The sequence below is a fragment of the Pantoea sp. USHLN298 genome, from assembly GCF_037149395.1.
GTDB classification, from domain to species: Bacteria; Pseudomonadota; Gammaproteobacteria; order Enterobacterales; family Enterobacteriaceae; genus Pantoea; species Pantoea astica.
In genome coordinates, this window is the sequence record NZ_JBBCRO010000002.1 from 422,860 (window position 1) to 445,513 (window position 22,654).

At 55.9% G+C, this 22,654-nt stretch carries 24 protein-coding genes; 12 read left to right on the forward strand and 12 right to left on the reverse strand.

Going from position 1 to position 22,654, the window contains the following annotated elements:
- Positions 1 to 291: 291 nt before the first annotated feature.
- Positions 292 to 459, reverse strand: coding sequence for a hypothetical protein (locus tag WFK59_RS06615; RefSeq protein ID WP_233987985.1), 168 nt, complete (start codon positions 457 to 459; stop codon positions 292 to 294).
- A gap of 283 nt (positions 460 to 742) precedes the next feature.
- On the opposite strand from WFK59_RS06615, the gene WFK59_RS06620 reads away from it, so the two are divergent.
- Positions 743 to 1,102 carry a hypothetical protein gene (locus WFK59_RS06620; RefSeq protein ID WP_233987984.1) on the forward strand — a complete coding sequence of 120 codons (360 nt, stop codon included), beginning with the start codon at positions 743 to 745 and terminating at the stop codon, positions 1,100 to 1,102.
- Between the two features lie 66 nt (positions 1,103 to 1,168).
- Positions 1,169 to 1,513, forward strand: a complete 345-nt coding sequence (locus WFK59_RS06625; RefSeq protein ID WP_233987983.1) for a RidA family protein — start codon at positions 1,169 to 1,171, stop codon at positions 1,511 to 1,513.
- Between the two features lie 12 nt (positions 1,514 to 1,525).
- On the opposite strand, the gene WFK59_RS06630 is transcribed toward WFK59_RS06625, so the two are convergent.
- Positions 1,526 to 1,723 (reverse strand): YoaH family protein, encoded by a 198-nt coding sequence (locus tag WFK59_RS06630; protein WP_233987982.1) that lies wholly within the window; start codon positions 1,721 to 1,723, stop codon positions 1,526 to 1,528.
- A gap of 110 nt (positions 1,724 to 1,833) precedes the next feature.
- On the opposite strand from WFK59_RS06630, the gene pabB reads away from it, so the two are divergent.
- From pabB to WFK59_RS06650, 4 genes are all read left to right on the forward strand, one after another.
- Positions 1,834 to 3,192, forward strand: a complete 1,359-nt coding sequence (pabB, locus tag WFK59_RS06635) for an aminodeoxychorismate synthase component 1 (protein ID WP_336755342.1) — start codon at positions 1,834 to 1,836, stop codon at positions 3,190 to 3,192.
- Positions 3,193 to 3,756, forward strand: coding sequence for a CoA pyrophosphatase (locus WFK59_RS06640; RefSeq protein WP_336755343.1), 564 nt, complete (start codon positions 3,193 to 3,195; stop codon positions 3,754 to 3,756).
- Between the two features lie 187 nt (positions 3,757 to 3,943).
- Positions 3,944 to 5,308 carry an L-serine ammonia-lyase gene (locus tag WFK59_RS06645; RefSeq protein ID WP_336755344.1) on the forward strand — a complete coding sequence of 455 codons (1,365 nt, stop codon included), beginning with the start codon at positions 3,944 to 3,946 and terminating at the stop codon, positions 5,306 to 5,308.
- A gap of 225 nt (positions 5,309 to 5,533) precedes the next feature.
- A complete protein-coding gene (locus WFK59_RS06650) occupies positions 5,534 to 7,105 on the forward strand; it encodes an EAL domain-containing protein (RefSeq protein WP_336755346.1) in 1,572 nt (523 codons plus the stop codon).
- Between the two features lie 141 nt (positions 7,106 to 7,246).
- Here WFK59_RS06650 and WFK59_RS06655 read toward each other — a convergent pair whose 3' ends face one another.
- Positions 7,247 to 8,818 carry a TerC family protein gene (locus tag WFK59_RS06655; protein WP_233987977.1) on the reverse strand — a complete coding sequence of 524 codons (1,572 nt, stop codon included), beginning with the start codon at positions 8,816 to 8,818 and terminating at the stop codon, positions 7,247 to 7,249.
- Positions 8,819 to 9,322: 504 nt separating this feature from the next.
- On the opposite strand from WFK59_RS06655, the gene manX reads away from it, so the two are divergent.
- From manX to WFK59_RS06675, 4 genes are all read left to right on the forward strand, one after another.
- Entirely contained in the window at positions 9,323 to 10,288 is a 966-nt protein-coding gene (manX, locus tag WFK59_RS06660; protein ID WP_233987976.1) for a PTS mannose transporter subunit IIAB, read from the forward strand.
- 66 nt (positions 10,289 to 10,354) lie between these two features.
- A complete protein-coding gene (locus tag WFK59_RS06665) occupies positions 10,355 to 11,155 on the forward strand; it encodes a PTS mannose/fructose/sorbose transporter subunit IIC (RefSeq protein WP_031374634.1) in 801 nt (266 codons plus the stop codon).
- Between the two features lie 15 nt (positions 11,156 to 11,170).
- Positions 11,171 to 12,016, forward strand: coding sequence for a PTS mannose transporter subunit IID (locus tag WFK59_RS06670; protein ID WP_031374635.1), 846 nt, complete (start codon positions 11,171 to 11,173; stop codon positions 12,014 to 12,016).
- A 92-nt stretch (positions 12,017 to 12,108) separates the two neighbouring features.
- Positions 12,109 to 12,567, forward strand: coding sequence for a DUF986 family protein (locus WFK59_RS06675; protein ID WP_233987975.1), 459 nt, complete (start codon positions 12,109 to 12,111; stop codon positions 12,565 to 12,567).
- On the opposite strand, the gene rlmA is transcribed toward WFK59_RS06675, so the two are convergent.
- The 5 genes from rlmA to WFK59_RS06700 form a co-directional block, all read right to left on the reverse strand.
- Complete coding sequence (gene rlmA / locus WFK59_RS06680) at positions 12,564 to 13,373, reverse strand: 23S rRNA (guanine(745)-N(1))-methyltransferase (protein ID WP_336755347.1); 810 nt, start codon at positions 13,371 to 13,373, stop codon at positions 12,564 to 12,566. The two genes, WFK59_RS06675 and rlmA, sit on opposite strands and share 4 nt — an antisense overlap.
- 137 nt (positions 13,374 to 13,510) lie before the next feature.
- Positions 13,511 to 13,720, reverse strand: coding sequence for a transcription antiterminator/RNA stability regulator CspE (gene cspE / locus WFK59_RS06685; RefSeq protein WP_003852684.1), 210 nt, complete (start codon positions 13,718 to 13,720; stop codon positions 13,511 to 13,513).
- Between the two features lie 81 nt (positions 13,721 to 13,801).
- On the reverse strand, positions 13,802 to 13,876 hold the full coding sequence (locus WFK59_RS06690) for a DUF2627 domain-containing protein (protein ID WP_143811575.1): 75 nt from the start codon (positions 13,874 to 13,876) through the stop codon (positions 13,802 to 13,804).
- Positions 13,877 to 14,403: 527 nt separating this feature from the next.
- A complete protein-coding gene (locus WFK59_RS06695; RefSeq protein WP_336755348.1) occupies positions 14,404 to 15,408 on the reverse strand; it encodes an MBL fold metallo-hydrolase in 1,005 nt (334 codons plus the stop codon).
- Between the two features lie 18 nt (positions 15,409 to 15,426).
- On the reverse strand, positions 15,427 to 15,699 hold the full coding sequence (locus tag WFK59_RS06700; protein WP_233987972.1) for a YebO family protein: 273 nt from the start codon (positions 15,697 to 15,699) through the stop codon (positions 15,427 to 15,429).
- 212 nt (positions 15,700 to 15,911) lie between these two features.
- On the opposite strand from WFK59_RS06700, the gene WFK59_RS06705 reads away from it, so the two are divergent.
- Complete coding sequence (locus tag WFK59_RS06705; protein WP_233987971.1) at positions 15,912 to 16,148, forward strand: YobH family protein; 237 nt, start codon at positions 15,912 to 15,914, stop codon at positions 16,146 to 16,148.
- A gap of 34 nt (positions 16,149 to 16,182) precedes the next feature.
- Here WFK59_RS06705 and kdgR read toward each other — a convergent pair whose 3' ends face one another.
- Positions 16,183 to 16,974, reverse strand: a complete 792-nt coding sequence (gene kdgR, locus WFK59_RS06710; RefSeq protein WP_233987970.1) for a DNA-binding transcriptional regulator KdgR — start codon at positions 16,972 to 16,974, stop codon at positions 16,183 to 16,185.
- 362 nt (positions 16,975 to 17,336) lie between these two features.
- Between kdgR and WFK59_RS06715 the strand changes: the two genes are divergently transcribed.
- Positions 17,337 to 18,713 carry an MFS transporter gene (locus WFK59_RS06715; protein ID WP_336755350.1) on the forward strand — a complete coding sequence of 459 codons (1,377 nt, stop codon included), beginning with the start codon at positions 17,337 to 17,339 and terminating at the stop codon, positions 18,711 to 18,713.
- Positions 18,714 to 18,756: 43 nt separating this feature from the next.
- Here the strand turns inward: WFK59_RS06715 and htpX are convergent, their stop codons facing one another.
- The 3 genes from htpX to proQ form a co-directional block, all read right to left on the reverse strand.
- Positions 18,757 to 19,638: a protease HtpX gene (gene htpX, locus WFK59_RS06720; protein WP_233987968.1), complete on the reverse strand. Its 882-nt coding sequence runs from the start codon at positions 19,636 to 19,638 to the stop codon at positions 18,757 to 18,759.
- Positions 19,639 to 19,882: 244 nt separating this feature from the next.
- Entirely contained in the window at positions 19,883 to 21,922 is a 2,040-nt protein-coding gene (gene prc / locus WFK59_RS06725; protein WP_293002763.1) for a carboxy terminal-processing peptidase, read from the reverse strand.
- Positions 21,923 to 21,941: 19 nt separating this feature from the next.
- Positions 21,942 to 22,643, reverse strand: a complete 702-nt coding sequence (proQ, locus tag WFK59_RS06730) for an RNA chaperone ProQ (RefSeq protein ID WP_046288277.1) — start codon at positions 22,641 to 22,643, stop codon at positions 21,942 to 21,944.
- Positions 22,644 to 22,654: the final 11 nt, after the last annotated feature.

Consider the following 22,654-nt stretch of genomic DNA (forward strand, 5'->3'; position numbering starts at 1 on the left):
ATCTACTGCCTGCGGATCAGGCTAGTTATGCAACGTCGGGCGAACAGGGCCGATTAAATATCTTTTTCTAACGGGTCCTGGCCGGGCTCCTCATCCTCTTCTTCATCTTCCGGATAGATTTCAGCGTCATCTGGCAGCGGTTCATCGTAATCAGGACGTTCAGACATAATTACCTCCGGTGATAAATAGCAGTGCTGCTATTTGATCTCAGCATAGTTAACCGGCACCTTCTCCCGCCCGTTTTTGGCTGGAACTGTGAGCTAAGCGGAAATAAACCGGCGGCCATTACCGCTAATGATGAATATACAATGCCCCGGCCAGCATCAGAACAAACAGCACGGCAAAGGTGATGAAGCCCTGCTTTGCGCCACGCGACAACCCGACAAAGGCTGAGACCACAATAAACAGCAGCGTCAGCGCGCCTGCCATGACCCAAAAAAGATACTGCGTATTCGCCATGCTTTGATCCTCATCCTGTGGCGCCATTTACGGCTGATTTATATCATTTTTCCGTGCCGGGTGCGCCCCTTCTGTTGAACGCGGCACGGGTCTGCGCCCTTCACTGCGCCAGACAGTGTGATGCAGCTACCAAATGCGAGGGATTGCAGCGAGGAAATAAGTGCACAGATTATAATCATGACATCAGCTTACCTTTCGCCTGCGCGCCGGTAAGGTGATGCGCCGTCGGCAGATTCCTGCAGACCGCCTCTACCGCACTGCCTGTCTCAGGCGGAGGAACGTTATGACTCATTTCCGCATCGGTTCTCTTTTCGGCGTCCTGCTGATTTGTGGTTGTCAGGCGCCGACACCGGAACAAGCCCGGCTGAATCAGCCGCTATTCCAGGGACAAAGCGCCCGCACGGTGCCACAGCTCAGCGACTGTATTTATCGCGGCTGGTCCACCACCGAAGTCATCGCCAGAGATAACACCACCCATACTCAGCCGCAGGGTGAACAGATCACCATCCTGACCTGGGAAGATTCGATCTTTGCCGATGTGACGCCACAGCCACAGGGTGCGGAGGTGAAATTTTTCACCACCTTCAATATGGCGCCTCAGGTAATGGCTGACCGGCAGGCTATCGTCAGGCGCTGCCTGTGAGGCGAAGAGATGACAGCAGCATAAGGAATGTGCCAGGCTAATGCCCATCAAACCAGGGAGAAAAAGATGAGTATTACCCGCATCGATCCGGAACATCGTATGTCCGAAGCTGTGATTCACAACGACACTATCTATTACACCAGCGTGCCGGAAAATCTGGATGCTGATGCTGAAGCGCAGACAGCCAATGCGCTGGCGGTGATTGATGCCCTGCTGACGCGACTGGGCAGCGATAAGAGTAAGATACTGGACGCCACCCTGTTTCTGGTGGACAAAGCGGACCTGCCCGCAATGAACCGCGCCTGGGACGCCTGGGTTTCCCCGGATAACGCGCCAGTACGCTGCACGGTTCAGGCAGGTTTAATGAACCCGAAATATAAAATCGAAATAAAGATTATCGCCGCACGCTAAGCTCGCCGGGCGTTATTCTTCCTCGTCTTCGTCTTCGTCTTCGTCGTCGAACATCGCCCGGACCTGTTCACCTTTATGGTTTTGTCGAATTTCCTGAGCCACCTGGGCGATCGCTTCGCCGCTCGACAGGCCTCCCGCCATCAGTTCCTGAATGCGTTCGACGGCCTGTTGCTGTTGCTCATGAGAGAGAGCCGGTAATCCTTTAAACATGTTTCACTCCTGCTTTGGGGCAGCGATTATCACACGCGGAACAAACAGGTGCCAGTCGGGAAAAAATATGGCAGTCTGGCGACCTCTTTGCTTGCTGATTTGTCTGCCTGATGATTGTTAAAACCCTCAGCCTTGATTATACCCCGGATGCGCTCAATCAGCGTTTTGCCCCGATTGCCGATCAGCCTTGGGCCATGCTGCTCTCTTCTGCCAATGCCGACCACAGCGACAACCGGTTTGACATTCTAACCGCCGATCCCCGCGCCACGCTGGTGACCCGGGGTGACATCACGCAGATTACCGATGCCAGCGGCACAATTGAGTCCCGCGAAGATCCGCTGTTGCTGCTTCAGCAGCAGTGCGATGCGCTAGGTGTGACGCCCGTTGCCAATGCGACCCTGCCGTTTCAGGGAGGCGCGCTGGGCCTGTTCGGCTACGATCTGGGCCGCCGGTTTGAGCAGTTGCCGCAGCAGGCGCAGGCCGATCTCACTACCCCGGATATGGCGGTGGGCATTTATGACTGGGCATTAATCGCCGATCACCATCGTCAGACGCTGACGCTGCTGGCCTTGCAGGATATCGAGGCCCGTGCCGCCTGGCTGGCGCAGTGGCCTGAGCGTGACGCCGTCCCGTTCAGCCTGACCAGCCGCTGGCAATCCAACCTGGATTACGCCGCCTACGCCGCGCGTTTTTCCGCTGTTCAGGCCTATATCCAGGCGGGCGACTGTTATCAGGTCAATCTGGCCCAGCGTTTTCAGGCCGGTTATCAGGGCGATGAATGGCAGGCATTTTGTGCGCTGAACCGCGCCAATCGCGCACCGTTCAGCGCCTTCCTGCGTCTGCCGCAAAGCGTGATCCTCAGCCTGTCGCCGGAGCGCTTTCTGTCGCTGAATGAAAAACAGATCGAAACCCGACCGATCAAAGGCACCCGTCCACGCTGTGCCGATCCCGTCGCCGATCGGCAACAGGCCGACGCGCTGCAAAATGCAGAGAAAGATCGGGCCGAAAATCTGATGATCGTCGATCTGCTGCGCAACGACATTGGCCGTGTGGCCGTGCCGGGCTCCGTCAGCGTGCCGGAACTGTTTGTAGTTGAACCCTTTCCAGCCGTACACCATCTGGTCAGTACGGTGCGGGCGCAACTGCCGGACACATTGCAGGCGACCGATCTGCTGCGCGCCTGTTTCCCCGGTGGCTCCATCACCGGCGCACCGAAAATCCGGGCGATGGAAATTATCGATGAGCTGGAACCGCATCGTCGGAATGCCTGGTGCGGCAGTATTGGCTATCTCAGCCTGTGCGGCCGCATGGACACCAGCATCACCATCCGTACGCTGATTGCTGAAGGCCAGCAACTTTACTGCGCGGCGGGCGGTGGCATCGTCGCCGACAGCGAACCGGAAGCGGAATATCAGGAGACGCTGGATAAAGTGAGCCGCATTCTGCCGGCGCTGGCTCAGGGGGTCTGAATGGCGCTGACGCTTGACACGTTTCGCAGCCGTTTCCTGTTGCAGCCGCCGCAACATAATACACAACGCCTTGCCGGACGGCACGCCGCCGTGCTGGTACCAATTGTGGCGCGGCCTGAACCTGGCCTGTTATTGACGCAACGCTCCCATGCGCTGCGCAAACATGCTGGCCAGGTCGCGTTTCCTGGTGGTATGCAGGATGAGTCCGACGCCTCGCTGATCGCCACCGCCCTGCGGGAAGCCCAGGAGGAGGTGGGTATCGACCCGCAGCAGGTCGAAGTGCTGGGTACGCTGCCTGCCGTCACCAGCAGTACCGGCTTTCAGGTCACGCCGGTGCTGGGGATCATCCCGCCCGATCTCCGGCTGCAGATCAATCCGGATGAAGTGCGAAGCGCCTTTGAAATGCCGCTGGCCGAAGCCTTACGGCTCAGCCGCTACAGCGCGCTGGAGGTCCACCGGGCGGGCGTACGTCATCCGGTCTGGCTCTCCCGCTACCAGGATTATCTGGTCTGGGGCATGACCGCCGGCATTATCCGTTCGCTGAGCGAGCAAATTGCGTTCTGACGCTCACTTTCGCCCTTTACCTGCCCGATTCCGGCCTGCTGAGCCGCTGGCCGCGCTATAATTTTTTCTATCGCTTTTAATAAGTTTATTTCATGCGAAAAGCTGCTCTTTTCCCCGGCATGACTATTACTATTAGCGCCATAAACTGCCCCGGCAGACTGAGAATAATTTGTGAGGAGTGTCACCTGTGATTAGTGTTTTCGACATGTTCAAAGTGGGTATTGGCCCATCAAGTTCGCACACTGTCGGCCCGATGAAAGCGGGAAAGCAGTTTGTGGATTTGTTATCCGAACAGGGAAAGCTGCAGGAGGTGACGCGCATTGCGGTGGATGTTTACGGCTCGCTGTCGCTGACCGGTAAAGGCCACCATACCGATATCGCCATTATTATGGGTCTGGCGGGTGAATCCCCTGACACCGTCGATATTGATGCCATCCCCGCTTTTATTAAAGATGTCGCAGAGCGCGAACGTCTGCTGCTGGCCAAAGGGGCGCATGAGGTTGATTTCCCGCGCGAGGGCGGCATGGTGTTCCGCAGCGAAAACCTCTCACTGCATGAAAACGGTCTGCGCCTGCTGGCCTTCGCCGGTGACCTGCTGATTCTGTCGAAAACCTACTACTCGGTGGGCGGCGGTTTTATCGTCGATGAGGAGCATTTCGGGCAGTCGGCGCTGGATGAAGTCTCGGTTCCCTGGCCGTTTCACTCCGCCAAAGATCTGCTGGCGCACTGCCGCGAAACCGGGCTGTCGTTATCCGGGCTGGTGATGAAAAATGAACTGGCGCTGCACAGCCGCGACGAGATCCACGCCTACTTCGCCACCATCTGGCAGACCATGCAGGCCTGTATCGATCGCGGTCTGAATACCGAAGGCGTGCTGCCTGGTCCGCTGCGCGTGCCGCGTCGTGCTGCCTCTTTGCGTCGCTTGCTGATCTCCTCCTCTAAGCACTCTAACGATCCGATGATCGTTATCGACTGGATCAATATGTTCGCGCTGGCGGTGAATGAAGAGAATGCGGCCGGTGGCCGGGTGGTCACCGCGCCGACCAACGGCGCCTGCGGTATCGTGCCGGCGGTCCTCGCCTATTACGATCACTTTATTGAGCCGGTCACGCCCGATATTTTCCTGCGCTACTTCCTCGCATCTGGCGCCATTGGCGTGCTGTATAAAATGAATGCCTCAATCTCCGGTGCGGAAGTGGGTTGCCAGGGCGAAGTGGGTGTCGCCTGTTCGATGGCGGCTGCCGGTCTGGCGGAACTGCTGGGCGGCAGCCCGGAGCAGGTCTGCGTGGCTGCGGAGATCGGCATGGAACATAACCTGGGTCTGACCTGTGATCCGGTCGCGGGCCAGGTGCAGGTCCCGTGCATTGAGCGTAACGCGATCGCCTCGGTTAAAGCGATTAACGCCGCACGCATGGCCCTGCGCCGCACCAGTGAACCGCGCGTCTCGCTGGATAAGGTGATCGAAACCATGTATGAAACCGGCAAAGACATGAACGCCAAATACCGTGAAACGTCACGCGGCGGTCTGGCAATTAAAGTGCAATGCGATTAAGCGAAACGTTTCACTGTTTAATTATTGCGCAACTGTAATAAAATCCGCATCCTGCGCTATCTCAGCGCAGCCTAAACCGGTAGAGTGATTTCCGCGCGACCGTCCTGGTCGCGCAACATTTCAGACCCGCTTTTCTGCTTTCCGGCCTCAATGTTGATTAGGCCGTGCCGATAACAACCCCGTTATTTTTGGCTTTTTTCTGGTTTTTTGGGAAGGTGGTTACTGATGCTCATGGCCCAGCAATTTGTTGGACAATTCAGACGCAAGCGTTTGCTGATTGCGCTGGCAATCGCCACCGTGGTGCTGATTCTGACGCTGGCATTTCGTTATATAGAAGAGAAGTCGCGAATTGAGCAGCAGGCGATGGATTTCGCCGATAAAGCCATTCTGCGTTTTGACCGGATGTTCTCACCGCTTGATGTCTCTGCCAATAACACGCTCGGGCTGGTGGGTGTACCCTGTCGGGACGTGCGCTTCCCGCTGATTGAGAAAATTTCAGCGTTGCAGACGGTACGCGCCATGCTGCTGGTCGATAATGACGCGATTTACTGTTCCAGCATCTTTGGCCCGCGAGCCATTCCGTTTAGCGACACCTATCCGGATCTGGCCTTTAACGGCCAGCGGATGACGCTTGCCACGGATAATTATTTATTAAAGGGTTCGCCAATACTATTGCTGTGGACGCCGAGAAGCCTGGATAATCGCTCGGGTATTTTGCAGGTGGTTAACATCGAAATGATGAGTAATTATCTGCTGGAGCCGCAGTTGCCGTGGGTGGAGCGCGCCGTCTTCAACGTTAACGGGGAGAGTCTGGAATATGGCAATCCGCTGATTGAACCGACGCAGCCGTCCGAAGATGAAGTGACCTATAACCAGGCCTCGCTACGCTACCCTTATTCCCTGACGCTGTATGGTCCTTCACCGACCCGGCTGGCACTGCACACGCTGCCGTCGCAGCTGCCGCTGGCGCTGCTGCTTAGCCTGCTGATGGGGTATATCGTCTGGCTGGCCACCGCCAATCGCATGAGTCTGAGCTGGCAAATCAGCTATGGCATCACCGCCAATGAGTTCATGGTCTATTGCCAGCCGCTGATTAACGCCAGAAGCGGTGAGTGTGACGGCATTGAGTTACTGCTGCGCTGGCATAATGCCCGTCAGGGCTGGATCGCGCCTGATGTCTTTATTCCGCTCGCAGAACGACAGAACCTGATTAAGCCGCTCACCCGTTTTGTGCTGAATGAGGTGGTGAAGCAGTTGCCCCATCTGCCCAACTGCCCGGGTTTCCACATCGCGATTAACGTGGCGGCCAGTCATTTTCGCGATCGCGCCATCCTGCAGGATCTGCAAAACCTGTGGTGGCCAGCTAATCCGATACCGAAACTGGTGGTTGAATTAACCGAACGGGATGCCCTGCCGGTGGTCGATCAATCGGTTATCGCGCAGCTGCATGAGATTGGCGTGCGGCTGGCGATTGATGACTTCGGCACCGGCCACAGCTCGCTCTCCTACCTCAAGGACCTGAAGCCCGACGTGCTGAAGATCGACAAAATCTTTACCGCCGCTATCGGCACCGACGCGATTAACGCCACCGTGACCGATATGGTGATTTCTCTGGCGCAGCGCCTGAATATCAGTCTGGTCGCGGAAGGGGTCGAGACCGCAGAACAGGCCGCCTATCTGCGGGCGCGCGGCGTTGATCATCTGCAGGGCTACTACTACGCCCGCCCGATGCCGATCGGTGATTTTCCCGGCTGGCTGGCCAGGCACCAGCCAGACGTTGAACCGTTATCCGTCTGACGGCAGCGGCGCAACCCGCCTGCCCCGTGTCAGGCCGCAGAGAATTAAAAAAGCCGCTGCATCCCTGCAGCGGCTGACCAGATTGAAGCGAGCTGACGTTACCCTAACGGCGCTTGCGGTAATACCTCAGCGCCTGTCGCCTTAACGCTCTTCCTCTTCATCCAGCGGCTGATCTTTGGTGACCCGCACCAGATCGATACGGTAGTCGGTCGCTTCGATAATCCGGAAGTGCAGCGGTGTGATATCGATGACGTCGCCTGGCTGCGGTAACTGCCCTTTCTGAGCAATCAGCAGGCCCGCCAGCGAGGCGTGATCTTCATCCGGATCGACCAGTTCATGGAAGTCGAGCAACTGTTGCAGCGAGTGCAAATCGGTGCCGCCTTTGACTAACCAGCCGTCGCCATCGGCGATGATATCCGGCGTTTCATCCTCATCCGGAAATTCACCGGCAATCGCTTCCAGCACGTCCAGTGGCGTAATCAGGCCCTGCACCACGCCAAACTCGTTGGTCACAATCACAAAACTGCCTTTGGCCCGGCGCAGTACGCCCAGCAGGTTGATCGGGTCCAGCGTTTCCGGCACCACGATGGTCGGCGTATTGGCGGCAAAGGTCGCCACATCGACGCCGTGCTCCAGCGCCACCAGTAGCTCTTTGGCCCGCACCACACCTACAATTTCATCCAGCTCACCGCGACAGACCGGGAACAGGCTGTGCGGCGTATCCAGCAGCTGAATACGGATCTCATCCACCGGACGATTCGCATCCACCCAGGAGATCTCACCGCGCGGCGTCATGATGCTGCGAATCGAACGGGACGCCAGCGTCAGCACACCGTTAATCATATAGCGCTCTTCATCTTTAAACGCTTCCTGCGGCATCGCTTCGGTGAGCGCGGATTCATCGTTACTGCTGCTGCTCGCCGTCTGGGCACGATTGCGACCGCCCATCAGCCGCAGAATCGCCTCTGCGGTTCGTTCACGCATCGGCCGATGCGACTGATGGCGAATAAAGTTCCGGCGGGCAATCTGGTTAAACAGCTCAATCAGGATCGAGAAGCCAATCGCCGCATAGAGGTAACCTTTAGGAATATGGAAACCAAAGCCTTCTGCCACCAGTGACAGGCCAATCATCAGCAGGAAGCTCAGGCAGAGCACCACCACGGTCGGATGGGCATTCACAAAGTTGGTTAACGGCTTAGAAGCCAGCAGCATCACACCCATGGCGATCACCACGGCGGTCATCATCACCGGCAGATGGTTCACCATACCCACGGCGGTTATCACCGCATCCAGCGAGAATACCGCATCCAGCACCACAATCTGCGTCACCACGGCCCAGAAACTGGCATAACCCCGATTACCCGAACCGTCGAGCTGGCGGTTCTCCAGCCTTTCATGCAACTCCATCGTCGCCTTAAACAGCAGGAACAGACCACCCGCCAGCAGGATTAAATCCCGTCCGGCAAAGCTGAAATCGCCTACGCTGAATAGGGGCGTGGTGAGCGTCACCATCCAGGAGATCAGCGACAGCAGGCCCAGACGCATCACCAGCGCCAGCGACAGGCCGATCAGCCGTGCTTTATCACGCTGCTTCGGCGGCAGCTTATCCGCAAGGATGGCAATAAAGACCAGGTTATCGATACCCAGCACGATTTCCAGTACCACAAGCGTCAGCAAACCCGCCCAGATTGAGGGGTCGAATAGAAATTCCATTAATGACTCCCGAACGAGGAACAGTGTGAACCGATGCGTGTCAGCGCGTTAAAGCGTGACAGAGGGACAATCGGAAAAGCGGTGAAAACGCCCGCAGGCGATAGATGACGCGCCGGGAGGCGCAAAGAACAGGTTAAGCGACGTCGGTGACGATCCATAAAGGTGGGCTGAGGCCCGTTACTCCTGAATAATAAACAGATCGTTAATGTATCAGGTCGCGCTATGGCGTCAAAAAATTTTCTTATTTTTACAATCTGCAGATCAAATGACGGAGCGCATTTAATTGCAGGTTCGGTTAATCAGGCTGCGAATAGCAGACAGCCATCACATAATTTATTTTTTCGATCACTAAAATAAATCGCGACTTTACGACCTTATCGCGGTTACCCGATGATTTTCCGGCACTATCCGGAACCCTCGGGATCAGAATTTTCACATAACCGAAGCGGTAACTCATACAGTTCATTGACTCAGATGAGCATCTCAAGCGAACGGAGGTAGCAAGTGACCATTGCGATTGTAATTGGTACACATGGCTGGGCAGCGGAACAACTGCTTAAAACGGCAGAAATGCTGTTAGGCGAGCAGGAAAATGTCGGATGGATCGACTTTGTGCCGGGCGAAAATGCAGAAACGCTGATTGAAAAGTATCAGGCGCGGCTGGCGGAGCTGGATACCGCGCAGGGCGTGCTGTTTTTAGTCGATACCTGGGGAGGCAGTCCCTTTAATGCGGCCAGCCGCATTGTGGTGGATAAGCCCGATTATGATGTGGTGGCTGGCGTTAATATCCCGATGCTGGTCGAAACCCTGATGGCGCGCGATGACAACCCCACTTTCGACGAACTGATTGCCGTGGCGGTTGAAACCGGCCGTGAAGGCGTGAAGGCGCTGAAAGCCAAAGAAGCGGCCCCTGCGCCGGCGGCAGCAAAACCGGCGGCAGCACCGGCACAGCCGGCCAAACCGATGGCACCGGGTGACCATATGAAAATCGGGCTGGCACGTATTGATGACCGCCTGATCCATGGTCAGGTGGCGACACGCTGGACCAAAGAGACCAACGTGCAGCGCATTATCGTGGTCAGCGATGAGGTGGCTAACGATCACGTGCGTAAAACGCTGCTGACGCAGGTTGCGCCGCCGGGCGTCACCGCACACGTCGTGGATGTCGATAAGATGGTGCGGGTGTGGAATAACCCGAAATATGGTCAGGATCGGGTAATGCTGCTGTTTACCAACCCTACCGATGTACTTCGGGTGGTGGAACAGGGTGTTGATATTAAAACCGTCAATATTGGCGGTATGGCATTCCGTCAGGGCAAAACCCAGGTGAACAATGCCGTCTCGGTTGATGAAAAGGACATTGCCGCGTTTCGTAAACTGAATGAGCGCAATATTGAACTGGAAGTCCGTAAAGTTTCCAGCGACCAGAAACTGAAAATGATGGATCTGATTGCGAAGGTTAATTCGTAACGCAGTGCCGTCTGCGCCTGCTTCGCCAGGCTCATTTTCGTTATCCTGCTGAGGACAAGAAGTATGATGGAAATAACCTCGCTACAAATCATTTTGATCTTTATTGTCGCCTGTATTGCCGGTATGGGCTCGATTCTGGATGAGTTCCAGTTTCACCGCCCACTGGTCGCCTGTACGCTGATTGGTGCCGTATTAGGAGATATGAAAACCGGGATTATCATCGGCGGTACGCTGGAGATGATTGCACTGGGCTGGATGAACATCGGTGCCGCTGTTGCGCCGGATGCCGCACTCGCCTCCATCATCTCGACCATTCTGGTTATCGCTGGCGGTCAAAGCGTCGGTGCCGGTATTGCACTGGCGATCCCGCTGGCGGCGGCCGGACAGGTGCTGACGATTATCGTACGTACCATTACCGTGGCGTTCCAGCACGCTGCTGATAAGGCGGCCGAGAAAGGGAATCTCACCGCTATCTCCTGGATCCATGTCTCTGCCCTGCTGCTGCAGGCGATGCGTATCGCGATTCCGGCACTGATTGTGGCGATTTCTGTCGGAACCAGCGCGGTTCACGCCTTACTCAGTTCGATTCCTGACGTTGTCACCAATGGCCTGAACATCGCCGGCGGGATGATCGTGGTGGTTGGTTACGCGATGGTCATCAATATGATGCGCGCAGGCTACCTGATGCCGTTCTTCTATCTGGGCTTCGTGACCGCGGCCTTCACCAACTTTAACCTGGTCGCGCTTGGCGTTATCGGTGTGGTGATGGCGGTGCTCTACATCCAGCTCAGCCCGAAATACAACCGGGTCGCTGGCGCGCCTGCAGGCCCAGCCAGTGCTAACGATCTCGATAACGAACTCGATTAAGGAACAGGTGAGAACATGGTTGATATTACCAAAGTCGAAAAGAAACTCACGCCGGGTGACGTCCGTGCTGTCTTTATGCGCTCTAACCTGTTTCAGGGATCGTGGAACTTTGAACGTATGCAGGCGCTGGGCTTCTGCTTCTCGATGGTGCCGGTGATCCGCCGTCTCTATCCGGAAAACAATGACGAACGCAAACAGGCGATCAAGCGTCACCTCGAATTTTTTAACACGCACCCTTACGTGGCGGCCCCGGTGCTGGGCGTGACCATGGCGATGGAAGAGCAGCGTGCCAATGGCGCTGCGATTGATGATGGTGCCATTAACGGTATCAAAGTGGGTCTGATGGGGCCGCTGGCCGGGGTCGGCGATCCGATCTTCTGGGGAACGGTACGTCCGGTGTTTGCAGCGCTGGGCGCAGGCATTGCGATGAGCGGCAGCCTGCTCGGCCCGCTGCTGTTCTTTGTGCTGTTTAACCTGGCGCGCCTGCTGACCCGCTATTACGGCGTGGCCTATGGTTATCGCAAAGGGATCGATATCGTCAGCGATATGGGCGGCGGTTTCCTGCAAAAACTGACGGAGGGCGCCTCGATACTGGGCCTGTTTGTCATGGGCGCGCTGGTGAACAAGTGGACGCACGTCAACATTCCACTGGTCGTCTCGCGCATTACCGACTCAACCGGCAAAACCACTGTCACCACGGTGCAGTCGATTCTCGATCAGTTGATGCCGGGCGTGGTGCCGCTGCTGCTGACCTTCGCCTGTATGTGGCTGTTACGCCGTAAGGTCAATGCGCTGTGGATTATCGTCGGCTTCTTCGCCATCGGTATCTTCGGTTACTGGATCGGACTGCTCGGCCTGTAATGCCAGCCGGTCGGGAGCCCAGGCTCCCGACTTTTTTTAGCGTGGTGAGCTGAGCCCTGACGGGCTGATCTCACCCTGTTTGAGGAGGTTCCATGTCATTGACCGACATGTTGATTGCAGGCTGTATTGCCGCCCTGCTGCTGTTTGCGATTTACGATGAGGTGATTCTGCCGCGTCGTCGCGGGCCAACCCGCTTACGGGTGGCGCTGCAGCGGCGACACAAAATCGACAGTCTGATCTTCATTGGTCTGCTGCTGATTCTGCTGTGGAATAACGTCAGCCATCACGGCCCGCAGCTCACCACGTCTTTACTGATGGTGCTGAGCTTTCTGGCGTTCTGGCTGTTCTGGTTACGCCGGCCAAAACTGCTGATGAAAAACGGCGGCTTGTTTTATGCCGGCGTCTGGATCGATTACCGGCGGATTCAAGGGATGAATCTTTCTGAAGATGGCATTCTGGTGATCCAGCTCGAACAGCGTCGGCTGCTGGTAGCGGTGCAGCAACTTGACGATCTGGAGCGCATCTATAACACCCTGGTGGAGGCGCGTTAGTCGCGCTGCCACAGCGTCAGGGTGAAATCGGCGTCACAGTTGAACTGGTCGCTCTGCTGCAACGTTTGCCAGACCTCATCACGCGCTCGCCAGGCGAAAGGCGTCATCTGCAACAGCGTGGTGGCCGCCGCGCCGGTCAGCGCCATCGGATAACGCAGCGAATGCTGCGCCAGCAGGTGAAAATCGGGATAGGTTTTTTGTTCCGCCGCGTGCAACTGCACCTCGCGATAGATCAATGCTTTAAACTGCTGCAGATGGTGCGGGCCGGGAGTAACGGTAAGCACGATGCCGCCGGGCTTCAGCACCCGCGCCAGCTCCGCTTCATTACAGGGTGCGTAAATCCGCACTATGGCATCCAGCGACTGGCTGGCAAAGGGTAAGCGCTGGCTGGAGGCCACGCAGAACAGCACCTCAGCGTAGCGCTTTGCCGCCAGCCGGATCGCCATTCTGGCAACGTCCAGCCCGTAAACCTGACCCGTCTCGCTGTTGGCTGCCGCCAGCGCCGCGGTGTAATAACCTTCGCCACAGCCAATATCAAGAATCTGGCTGCCCGGCTGGGAGAGCGTCGGGGCCAGCAGGCTGACCACCTGGTCGCGCAGCGGCTGATAATAGCCCGCCTCCAGAAATTCACGCCGTGCCTGCATCATTTCCGCGCTGTCACCCGGCTCACGCGAACGTTTATGCTGAACGGGCAGCAAATTGACGTAGCCCTCTTTCGCCTGGTCAAACTGATGACGGTTTTCACAGCGCCAGCTGCGCTCAGTCAGGATAAGAGGGGAATGGCAAAGGGGGCAGATCAACGACATGAGGCACTCCGGCAGCAGATAACGCGCCGCAGTGTACCCTTTACGTTTGCGCATCGGAAGCATAAAGAAAGCCCCGGCGAATTCGCCAGGGCTTTAAGATTCCGTGTCGAGGTGCAGTGCACCGAGTCGGAGTCGAATCAGATAGCAGTAACGTTTACTGCTGCCGGGCCTTTCTGGCCGTCCTGAATTTCGAACTCAACGCTTTGGCCTTCGGCCAGGGTTTTGAAACCATTGCCCTGGATAGCGGAGAAGTGTACGAACACATCTTTGCTACCGTCAGCAGGCGTAATGAAACCAAAACCTTTAGACTCGTTGAACCACTTAACCTGACCTTTAATCTTTGCCATTTTGCAAATTCCTTTGAATGTTTATTTAGCCCGAAGGCTGACCTACAGAGAAACCAGAGACGTTACTGAATGAGGCACTAATTAAGGTTCGGCAAGGAAGCGGTATTCAACGTCAACGTCTTTACTCGTAACTTCTTTACTGAAGATGCCATGCATAAACAGAACTGTACCTCGTTTAACCCACGAATTGTTATCACATATCCTTAAAATAATGGCAAGCCATTTTTAAACGAGGTGAGAAGCTTTGTCCACAATTGCCAGAGTGCTCACAATGAATGTTCCGTCTGGTACAGAAGACGCGCTTTTCGGCCCGATGAAATAAAGACTTCCGCTATTCCACCAAATGCCTTCGCAGTCGCAGTAGCCTGCGCTTCTGCGCCCGGCTTCGGCTAAACTGATGGATACCATAAGAAATTATTATTTCACAAATATGGCAAACGCTAAAAGAATAAGCGAAGCGGTAGACCACAAAAGTGATTAACGCAGCGCCAATCCTGTACAGCGCACCTTATTTAGTACAAATATAAAAAGCACGTTGCACCAAAAACAGGATTCATCATTTTGTGCTGCGCCAAATAAAAGCATCAGTTCAGATTTTACTTATTAGAAATTTTGCTTTTGAAGTGAAAAATTGATGTCAGATAAAACAGAGGCTGATTAAAATCATTTCCTCTGCTTTAGGATTATTCCTGGTCGGTATTATCCAGTGCCCGGCTTTCCCCTATTCGCCAGGCAGAAAAACAGGTCTCCTTCTCCCCTGCCCGCTGCAGCGCACGGTTCAGTTCGGCCGGTGGGACATCTAAAGATTCATCAGCCAGTTCAAACACGCCCCAGTGGATCGGAACCGTTAACGGCCTGCCTGCCGCCTGCCAAAGCGCAACAGCCTGATCCGGGTCCATATGCTGGCTCGCCATGAACCATTTTGGTGCCCAGGCTCCGATGGGTAAAGCCGCAAGGTTGAAGGGTCCGATACGGGTCGCAATCTCCAGCAAATTGTCACTGTAGCCGCTATCGCCCGAAAACCAGAAACGCAGCCCTGCCGAACGAATGACCCAGCCGCACCAGAGTGAACGATTGCGATCGCGCAGCGTTCGCATACTCCAGTGGCGCGCCGGTACCGCATCAATGTAGAGATCGTCAATCTGCAGCGACTGCCACCAGTCCAGCTGCTCCACCTTTCTGGCACCCTGACGGCTGAACCAGACAGCCAGGCCGAGCGGCACCACAAATCTGACCTGCGGAAACCGCCGGATAATCTGTTTAATCGTCGGGGTGTCGAGATGATCGTAATGATTATGTGAGACCAGCACCAGATCGAGCTGCGGTAAATCGCGGATGTGCAACGGTGCAGGCGTCCGGCGCGGCGGCCCGGCAAAACGCAGCGGTGAAGCCCGCGGCGATAACGCGGGATCGATCAGGATATAGCGCTGGTTAATCCGAAGTAACAACGCAGCATGTCCCAGCCACCAGATGCGGTCATCGCTGCCGCTCAGATCGGCCGGTTGCCACCACCGCGCGGTAAAGCCGGCATAGCCCTGCTGCGGCGGCAGTGGCAATCCCTGCGCTTTACGCTCACGACGCCAGCGTTGCAGATCGCCGGGCTGACGCGCTTCGGGTTCCGGATTGCGAAAGCCCTCAGGCGTGTGATGCGCTTTACTGCTGTCATACCACGGATTTTTCCAGGCCATCCAGCCTCCCTGCGGGAATTAACGTTCCGGGATCAGACGGATGAAATCGCGTTTATCCTGATCTTCCTCAGTTTTTTTGCTCTCTGAACCCGGCTGCGCCTCAACCAGACGGCGTAACAGCAGGTTCTGCTTCTTCTGCTCTTCCAGCAGCAATTCGAGTAAATGAATCTGCTCACCGGCGCGCACGCTGGCCCGGTTGACAAAGAACCAGACGATAAAGGCCACAATCAAAATTATCACCAGCAGACCATAACTGACCAGTGGTCCCGAATTTGCGGCTAACTCATTCATAACTGCCTCATACACCTTAGTGGAAAGTCTGAAAACACGACAACCGCCCATTCTACCCTCAGGCCTGGTAAAAGATAATGGCTTTGCGCGAATACAGAATTTACCGTTTCAGTTATCTCTGATCGATCCGGCCAGAAAAGCGAGGCATGCTGGTACAATCACGACCAGCAGCAATATGTGGATCGCTGCGTTATCTGTCACAAGGAGACAAAATGAAACTGTTGATTCGGACAATAGGTTTACTGGCGGTCATCTGGCTGGCGATGCTTTTTACCGGTTACGGCGTATTGACCGGCAGCACCAAAAACGCAGCGGGTCTGGGATTGCAGTGCAGTTATCTTACCGCTCGTGGCCTTATCAGCGCGCAATATCTGCATACTGACAGTGGCGTAATCGGCGTTACCGATTGTCCGTTACTGAAGAAGAGCGGAGAAGTGATTGATAACTGATTTTTGAAACGGCGGGCGCAGTGGCCCGCTGTTGTCAGAAGTCGTAGTGATGAAATCCCATTTCTGCTGACAGAGTGCGTGCTGCGCGGTGCAGCATGGCCACATAGTCCTGTCTGGCGTCTTCTGAAAAACGGATGGTCGGGAAGGAAATACTCAGTCCGGCGATCACCACGCCAAAGCGATCAAACACCGGTACCGCGATGCAGCGTAATCCCTCTTCCTGCTCTTCATTATCTTCGCCGTAACCCTGGATTTTAACCTGATCCAGCGTCTCAAGCAGCGCCTCTGCGCTTAACAGCGTATTGGCGGTGCTGCGTTTGAACTCAACGTCGCGCAGGATCTCTCTCACTTCCTGACGATCGCGCCAGGCGAGCAGCACTTTACCAATGGCGGTGGTATGCAGCGGATTACGCCGGCCGATGCGTGAATACATGCGCAGGTTGTAGAGTGAATCAATTTTGTGGATGTAGACAATGCTGTCCTCTTCCAGCGCCCCGAGGTGAATCGTCTCTTTGGTCAGGCGCGACAGCTCCCGCATCTGCACGTCGGCGCTGCGGATCAGATCGACGTTCTGCAACGCTTTTGCGCCCAGCTCAAACAGCTTCAGGGTCAGCGAATATTTTTCACTCTCCCCTTCCTGAGTAACGTAACCCAGCGACTTCATGGTTTGCAGAAAACGGTAAACGGTACTTTTCGACATCATCACGCGCTGCGCGAGTTCCGTAATACCGTGATCGCGCTCTTCACCCAGTGCCTGCAAAATACCGAACACTTTAAGTACCGAGGAGACTGAATCGGGCTGTTTGTCATTTTCAGCAGAGGACATCGCGCACCTTGTTAAACCTGTTTCAAAAAAAATGGAACGGACTGTCAGTATAGAGCGAGGCTGGCGACGGCGGAAATGATTTCGCGCCTCAGCCGCCTTTATCGATCAGAATCGTGACCGGTAAGACGCCAGCAACACCGCGTCGTGCGGTGCGTTTCCGGCACTGGCCCAGCCGCGGAAAACCAGGCATTCCGCCGGTCTGGGTGAGTGGCAGCCGGGATCAGCGGATGAAGCATGAGCGCCGCAGAGGCCGCTGCCGGCGCTAAGACATATTTTAAGACAACTTTTTGTCACGTTGCGCGCTGCTTTTTCATGGCAATTTCATTAGCATGGTGATATTCACCCTCTTTAGTAATTACCTTATGCCGACCTCTACTCCGCAAGACGGACTCCCTGTTGCCCAGCGCTACTGGGCGATTCTGACCATCGCGCTGGGCATCACCATGGCCGTGCTGGATGGTGCGATTGCCAACGTGGCGTTACCGACCATTTCCCGTGAACTGAATGCCAGTCCGGCGGAATCGGTATGGATCGTCAATGCCTACCAGATTGCGATTATCGTTTCGCTGCTGTCGCTGTCGTTTCTGGGCGATATGCTGGGCTATCGCCGTGTTTATCAGGCCGGGCTGGCGCTGTTTATTGCAACCTCGCTGTTCTGCGCCCTCTCTACCTCGCTGAATATGCTGACCTTTGCCCGTGTGCTGCAGGGCTTTGGCGGCGCGGCCCTGATGAGCGTGAATACTGCGCTGATACGCATTATTTATCCGCAGCGCTACCTTGGCCGCGGAATGGCAATCAACTCGCTGATTGTGGCGGTATCGACCGCAGCCGGCCCGACTGTGGCCGCGGCGATTCTCTCCGTTGCCAGCTGGAAATGGCTGTTTCTGATTAACGTGCCGCTGGGCATAATTGCGCTGTGGCTGGCGCTGCGTACCTTGCCGGATAACCCGCAGAAAGCGACCTCGCAGAAGTTTGATATTCCCAGCGCTATTATGAATGCGCTGTTTTTCGGCCTGCTGATATCCGCTTTAAGCGGCTTTGCTCAGGGTCAGAATGGCTGGCTGGTGCTGGCGGAATTGGTGGCGTTGCTGCTGGTGGGGCTGTTCTTTATTCGACGTCAGCTGAACATGGCGGTCCCGCTGCTGCCGGTGGATCTGCTGCGTATCCCGATTTTCAGCCTGTCGATGGGCACCTCGGTCTGTTCATTCTGCGCGCAGATGCTGGCCATGGTGTCATTGCCGTTCTTCCTGCAGAACGTGCTGGGCCGCGATGAGGTGACAACCGGTTTGCTGCTGACGCCCTGGCCGCTGGCGACCATGGTGTTTGCCCCGATAGCCGGACGACTGATTGAGCGCGTCCATGCCGGCCTGCTTGGCGGTATCGGTCTGGCGATGTTTGCGGCCGGACTGTTTCTGCTGGCGATGCTGCCGGTCCAGCCTACCGATGCGGATATTATCTGGCGGATGATGCTATGCGGCGCAGGTTTTGGCCTGTTTCAGTCCCCCAATAATCACACCATTATCACCTCTGCACCGCGTCACCGCAGCGGTGGTGCCAGCGGAATGCTCGGCACCGCCCGCCTGCTGGGTCAGAGCATCGGTGCGGCACTGGTGGCGCTGATGTTTAACCTGTTTGACCAGAGCGGCACCCATGCTTCTCTGCTGCTGGCCGGTGGCTTTTCAAGCGTGGCGGCGGTGGTCAGCCTGTCACGCATGACCCAGACCCGCGCCGCGGCATAAAAAAAGGCGACCCGAGAGGGTCGCCTTCATACTGTCATCACGCTTACTTCAGATACTGACCGCTGCGCAGGGCTTCAATACGCTTATCTAACGGCGGATGCGACATAAACAGCTCGCTGAACGATTTGCCTTTACCGTTAATACAGAACGCCATCATGCTGCTGGGTTCCTGCGGTTCATAGCTGGTTTTCAGGCGCTGCAACGCTGCAATCATCTTCTCACGACCCACCAGCTTCGCAGAACCGGCGTCGGCATGAAATTCACGGTGACGTGAGAACCACATGGTGATGATGCTGGCAAGAATACCAAACACCAGTTCCAGCACCATCGATACCGCAAAATAGACCAGCGGATTACCGTTGCTGCTCTCTTCACCATCACGGTTACCGGACATAAAGCCCGCCGCGATCTGCGCCAGAATACGTGAAACAAAGATCACAAAGGTGTTCACGATACCCTGAATCAGCGTCATGGTGATCATGTCGCCGTTGGCGATGTGGGAGATTTCGTGTGCCAGCACCGCTTCCGCTTCGTCACGGCTCATGTTTTGCAGTAAGCCAGTGGAAACGGCTACCAGCGAGGCGTCACGCCGTGCACCGGTTGCAAAGGCGTTGATGTCCGGCGCGTGGTAGATCGCAACCTGCGGCATCGCAATACCGGCCTGCTGCGCCTGGCGTCCAATGGTCGTCATCAGCCAGCGTTCCGTTTCGTTACGCGGCTGTTCAATCACTTCACCGCCAACCGAACGCAGTGCCATCCACTTCGACATCAGCAGTGAAACAAACGCACCGCCAAAGCCAAACAGACCCGCCATGATCATCAGGCCCTGAACACTGCTTGACTGGATCCCTGTCAGGCTGAGAATCAGCCCGAAAACCAACATCACAGCCAGGTTGGTCATCAGGAAAAGAGCAATACGCATCATATTTGTTAATCTTCCTCAGTGGTTCACGCGCATGTGCGCGGATACATATCCTATGTCCATTGTGCCGCTTTTCAAGCGACCTTAACGTTTAAGTGTCTAAAAAGACATAACTTTACACTTTGTCATCTTCGCCGCTCAGCATCGCTGCTGCATCGGTTTACTGACGCTTATCAAAGATGACCGGCACGCGATTTTTCCAAAAAAAAAGCACCGCTGAACGGTGCTTTTTCATCGCGACGGCGGCTTATTTAGCCGCAGGCGCGTCGGGCTGAGATTTATCGAGCTGCGCCAGGTCGTTGGCAATCTTCACCGTCTCATCAAGATACGGGTCCGGCTCTTTATAATCCTTCGGCAGTTCATCGAGGTTTTTCAGCGGTTTTTTGCCTTCGGCCTGATAACGGGCATTGATCCGCTCCAGTCGCGACGCATCATCTTCGTGATTCTCTTTCTCACGCTGAGCGAGATTGAGCGACACGATGTTGCGTTTATCTTTCAGGGCATTGTAACGGGCAATGTCCTTCATGATGTACTGGAACTCACGATCCTGAGCGATGCGATCGGCATGCTGACGGGTCAGCTGCGGTACCAGCGGTTTCACATCGCCGGTTTTGACGTAGGTCGCCGCATTGATGCTGTCCCACGGCAGCGCATTGTCCTCGAACTTCTCACCGGTTTCAGCCGCTTCTACGCCGGTTGGCATCAGCAGATCGGGCGTAACGCCTTTACGCTGCGTACTGCCGCCGTTGATGCGATAGAACTTCTGAATGGTGTAAGAGACCGAGCCCAGCGCTGGCCATTCCGGGCGCAGCATCTGATCGTAGATGCGGTTCAGCGAGCGATACTGCTGAACGGTGCCTTTACCAAAGGTCGGCTCACCGACAATCACCGCGCGGCCATAATCCTGCATTGCCGCCGCGAAAATCTCTGAGGCTGAGGCACTGAAGCGATCGACCAGCACCACCAGCGGGCCTTTATAGTAGACCACGCCATCGTTGTCGCTGTCTTCGCGCACCCGACCGTTGTTATCACGCACCTGCACCACCGGGCCACTCGGAATAAACAGGCCGGAGAGTGAGACGGCTTCGGTCAGCGCGCCACCACCGTTGGTACGCAGATCGATCACCACGCTATCCACGTTCTGCTTTTGCAGTTTCTGCAGCTGCACTTTAACGTCATCAGTCAGGCCGACATAGAAGCCGGGAATATCGAGTACGCCGACTTTCTGCTTACCAACATTCCGCACGCTCATTTTCACCGCCCGATCTTCAAGACGGATCTTCTCACGCGTCAGCGTGACGGTGCGGGTTTTGGTGCCTTTACCGGCAGGCAGCACTTCCAGACGGACTTTGCTGCCTTTCGGGCCTTTAATTTTTGCTACTACGTCATCCAGACGCCAGCCAATCACATCTTCGATAGGCTTGCCAGGCTGACCCACACCAACGATGCGGTCACCCACGGTAATGGCTTTACTTTTCGCAGCCGGACCGCCCGCCACCATGGAATTGATCACGGTGTAGTCGTCATCCATCTGCAGCACCGCGCCGATCCCTTCCAGCGACAGGCTCATTTCGGTATTGAACTGTTCGGTGTTGCGCGGTGAGAGGTAGCTGGTGTGAGGATCGATTTCGTGGGCGAAGGCGTTCATCGCCAGCTGGAACACATCTTCACTGTTGCTCTGCGCCAGACGACGGATCGCGAAGTTATAGCGCTTGGTCAGCACATCGCGAATCTCTTTCTCGTCTTTACCGGCCAGCTTCAGGCTCAGCTGGTCATATTTAACCTTGGCATCCCACAGCGCGTTCAGCTCAGACTGATCTTTCGGCCAGGGTGCTTTGGCGCGGTCAATGTCGATGGTGTCGTTGCCGCTAAAATTCATCGGGCGAGCCAGCACCGTCAGCGCATACTGATAGCGCTCAAAGCGGCGTTTCTGGGCCAGATTGTAGAGATCGTAAAACAGGTCCAGCTTACCGCTGCGCAGCTCATCGCCGACGGTGGTTTTTCTGCTGGCAAACTGGGCCACATCCGAGGCCAGCAGCACGTTATGGCTGTAATCGAGCATGTTCAGGTAGCGATCAAAAATTTTCGCTGAAAAGTCCTGATTAAGATCGAACTGGCGGTAGTGGGAACGGGTAAAGCGTGACGTGACGCGCTCACTGACCGTCGGGTCCTGCGCATCCTCATGTAACTGGGGGATCTGGTCGGCGCGGGTAATATTCTCCGCGCCAAAGGAAGGGCCTGACAACAGCAGGCCCGCAATAAGTCCAATTTTAAAAAGGGTGTTCATGCCGGGGTCAGCCTCCGTTTCAGAACTGCAAGTGTTCTGCGCGCACAATCATTGCCATGCCGGAAGCGAGCTGGACCCGAACGCCGTCTTTCGATACTTCAAGAACGGTCGCGTCCATCGCACTTTTGCCTGCTTTAACTTTAATACTCTGGCCGGGCTGCAAAGTTGAGGTATCAGTGATGGGTCGGGCTTGCTGCTCCGGGCGTGGGGCCGGTTTGCGGTGCTGTGAGGCGGTCGGGCGTTCTGCTGCGGTCTGCGGACGCGGTTTACGCGCGGCGTCGCCTTCGGCAGGTTTACGCGCAGCCGGCTTGCGTGGACGACGCGGTGCGGCGCCCTCTTCGCTTTCGCCTGCTTCACGACGTGCGGCACGCTGCTGATCACGCTGCGCCTGAACACGCGCTTTGGCGTCTTCCAGTTGCTTACGTGCATGCTCTACGTGTTGCTCATCCAGCACGCCACAGGCGTTACCGTCAAGATCGACACGGGTCGCACCGGCTTTGATGCCGTACAGATAGCGCCAGCTGGAGGTATAAAGGCGTAAGGCAGAACGCAACTGCGTTTTGCTCAGATTCATTTCGCCCTGAACACGCTCGACCAGATCCTGAAAGATACCGATCTTGAGCGGACGCGCTTCACCTTCAGCGCTAAAGCAGTGCGGAAAGCGCTCCGCCAGAAAGCTGATGACTTCTTTACTGCTATTCAACTTAGGTTGATTTTCCATGAAATTTCCTG